Origin of the sequence: Shewanella electrica (assembly GCF_022321485.1) — a bacterium.
In the GTDB taxonomy this organism is placed as follows: domain Bacteria; phylum Pseudomonadota; class Gammaproteobacteria; order Enterobacterales; family Shewanellaceae; genus Shewanella; species Shewanella electrica.
Window position 1 is genome coordinate 1 of record NZ_JAKOGG010000209.1, and the last position, 278, is coordinate 278.

At 44.6% G+C, this 278-nt stretch carries 1 pseudogene; it reads right to left on the bottom strand.

The annotated features are described in order from the left end of the window. A pseudogene (locus L9G74_RS20390) lies at nt 1-223 on the bottom strand (hypothetical protein); the annotation flags it as partial. Nucleotides 224-278: the final 55 nt, after the last annotated feature.

Consider the following 278-nt stretch of genomic DNA (forward strand, 5'->3'; position numbering starts at 1 on the left):
TCAATGATGAAATTGGCATAATCTCGACATCTTCTGGGACATCTGGATCAGCAGCCAACTTCTTCTTGAATTCTGCCAACGTCTCTTCGGCGTCTGGCATATCCATCTTCGTTGGCACGATAATTTGTGGACGCTCCAACAAGGCTGGATCGTACTCGGCCAACTCGTTATTGATCTTAACGTAGTTTTCGTATGGATCTTCTTCTGGATCGATACCTGACATATCAATCATGTGCAAGATAACACGCGTACGCTCAACGTGACGAAGGAATTGAATT